This window comes from Nocardia sp. CDC160 (assembly GCF_035818795.1).
Classification (GTDB): domain Bacteria; phylum Actinomycetota; class Actinomycetes; order Mycobacteriales; family Mycobacteriaceae; genus Nocardia.
The window spans coordinates 1-3,194 of record NZ_JAYKYT010000015.1 but is presented as its reverse complement, the minus strand read 5'-3'; the positions used below and the strand labels follow the sequence as shown (position 1 = coordinate 3,194).

General features: G+C 55.8%; 1 rRNA gene. It reads right to left on the bottom strand.

From position 1 onward, the window contains the following. Positions 1 to 43: 43 nt before the first annotated feature. A 23S ribosomal RNA gene (locus tag VMT40_RS39285) occupies positions 44 to 3,151 on the bottom strand. Positions 3,152 to 3,194: the final 43 nt, after the last annotated feature.

Sequence of the window (3,194 nt, the reverse complement as noted above, 5' to 3'; positions counted from 1 at the left end):
GTGTGTTGTTTCAGATACTGCACAGTGGACGCGTAGCTTCTTTGTTGGTAAGTCCTCGGCCTATTAGTACCAGTCACCTGCATGCATTACTGCACTTCCAGTTCTGGCCTATCAACCCAATGGTCTGTTGGGGGCCTTACCCCCTCGAGGGGGTGAGAAACCTCATCTTGGAACAGGCTTCCCGCTTAGATGCTTTCAGCGGTTATCCCTTCCGAACGTGGCCAACCAGCCGTGCTCCTGGCGGAACAACTGGCACACCAGAGGTTCGTCCGTCCCGGTCCTCTCGTACTAGGGACAGCCTTCCTCAAGTTTCTAACGCGCGCGGCGGATAGAGACCGAACTGTCTCACGACGTTCTAAACCCAGCTCGCGTGCCGCTTTAATGGGCGAACAGCCCAACCCTTGGGACCTACTCCAGCCCCAGGATGCGACGAGCCGACATCGAGGTGCCAAACCATCCCGTCGATATGGACTCTTGGGGAAGATCAGCCTGTTATCCCCGGGGTACCTTTTATCCGTTGAGCGACACCGCTTCCACTTGCCGGTGCCGGATCACTAGTCCCGACTTTCGTCCCTGCTCGACCTGTCGGTCTCACAGTCAAGCTCCCTTGTGCACTTGCACTCGACACCTGATTGCCAACCAGGCTGAGGGAACCTTTGGGCGCCTCCGTTACATTTTGGGAGGCAACCGCCCCAGTTAAACTACCCACCAGGCACTGTCCCTGAACCCGATCAGGGTCCGAGGTTAGAGGTCCAATACGATCAGAGTGGTATTTCAACGACGACTCCACCAACACTGGCGTGCTGATTTCACAGTCTCCCACCTATCCTACACAAACCGTACCGAACACCAATACCAAGCTATAGTGAAGGTCCCGGGGTCTTTTCGTCCTGCCGCGCGTAACGAGCATCTTTACTCGTACTGCAATTTCGCCGAGTCTGTGGTTGAGACAGCAGAGAAGTCGTTACGCCATTCGTGCAGGTCGGAACTTACCCGACAAGGAATTTCGCTACCTTAGGATGGTTATAGTTACCACCGCCGTTTACCGGGGCTTAAATTCTCAGCTTCGCGGATTGCTCCGCTAACCGGTCCTCTTAACCTTCCGGCACCGGGCAGGCGTCAGTCCGTATACATCGTCTTACGACTTCGCACGGACCTGTGTTTTTAGTAAACAGTCGCTTCTCTCTGGTCTCTGCGACCCCACCCAGCTCCCACCGTAAAGGTGTTCACCAGGCGTGGTCCCCCTTCTCCCGAAGTTACGGGGGCATTTTGCCGAGTTCCTTAACCACAGTTCTCTCGATCGCCTTAGTATTCTCTACCTGACCACCTGTGTCGGTTTGGGGTACGGGCCGTGTACCAACTCACTAGAGGCTTTTCTCGGCAGCATAGGATCACTGAATTCGCCTCAATCGGCTACGCATCACCTCTCAGGCCATATGAGACACGGATTTGCCTATGTCTCGCCCTACAGGCTTACACCAGGTATTCCATCACCTGGCCCAGCTACCTTCCTGCGTCACCCCATCGCTTGACTACTACAGCCGGGGTCGTGCGCAGCCGCTTCTGGCTTCCCGAAGGAAGTCCGTCCACATTTGGGCACTTAGCACAACTGATTCGCCATTGGGCGCGGATACACGGGTACGGGAATATCAACCCGTTGTCCATCGACTACGCCTGTCGGCCTCGCCTTAGGTCCCGACTCACCCTGGGCGGATTAACCTGGCCCAGGAACCCTTGGTCATTCGGCGGACGAGTTTCTCACTCGTCTTTCGCTACTCATGCCTGCATTCTCACTCCCGTAGCCTCCACGGCTGGATCACTCCGCCGCTTCCCTGGCTACAGGACGCTCCCCTACCCACCCAGACACCTGGCTCGAAAGCAGGTCATATGTCTGAGTGCCGCGGCTTCGGCGGTGTACTTGAGCCCCGCTACATTGTCGGCGCAGAATCACTTGACCAGTGAGCTATTACGCACTCTTTCAAGGGTGGCTGCTTCTAAGCCAACCTCCTGGTTGTCTTCGCGACTCCACATCCTTTTCCACTTAGTACACGCTTAGGGGCCTTAGCCGGCGATCTGGGCTGTTTCCCTCTCGACTATGAAGCTTATCCCCCACAGTCTCACTGCCGCGCTCTCACACCCTGGCATTCGGAGTTTGGCTGACTTCGGTAAGCTTGTGGGCCCCCTAGGCCATCCAGTAGCTCTACCTCCAGAGTGAAACACGCGACGCTGCACCTAAATGCATTTCGGGGAGAACCAGCTATCACGGAGTTTGATTGGCCTTTCACCCCTACCCACAGCTCATCCCCTCAGTTTTCAACCTAAGTGGGTTCGGGCCTCCACGACGTCTTACCGTCGCTTCACCCTGGCCATGGGTAGATCACTCCGCTTCGGGTCCATAGTGTGCGACTCACTCGCCCTATTCGGACTCGCTTTCGCTACGGCTCCCCCACACGGGTTAACCTCGCCACACACCGATGACTCGCAGGCTCATTCTTCAAAAGGCACGCCATCACCAAACAAGTCGGCTCTGACGGATTGTAAGCGCACGGTTTCAGGTACTATTTCACTCCCCTCCCGGGGTACTTTTCACCTTTCCCTCACGGTACTAGTCCGCTATCGGTCACCAGGTAGTATTCAGGCTTATCGGGTGGTCCCGACAGATTCACAGCAGATTTCACGGGCCCGCTGCTACTCGGGAGTTGCTTACGACAGCCAGATCGTTTTCGTCTACAGGACTCTCACCCTCTACGGTTGGCCGTCCCAGACCAATTCGACTAACGCTCTGGTTTCTTACTGTCGCCCAGTTCGGCAGAACTAGGAAAAACAATCCCACGACCCCACACAGACAACGACTGCCGTCTATCACATCTGCATGGTTTAGCCTCTTCCGCTTTCGCTCGCCACTACTCACGGAATCACTGTTGTTTTCTCTTCCTGTGGGTACTGAGATGTTTCACTTCCCCACGTTCCCTCCACACGCCCTATATATTCAGGCGCGGGTAACACGACATCACTCGTGCTGGGTTTCCCCATTCGGAAATCCTCGGATCTCAGCTCGGTTGACAGCTCCCCGAGGCTTATCGCAGCCTCCTACGTCCTTCATCGGCTCCTGGTGCCAAGGCATCCACCGTACGCTCTTACACACTTACTAACAAAGATGCTCGCGTCCACTGTGCAGTTCTCAAACAACACAC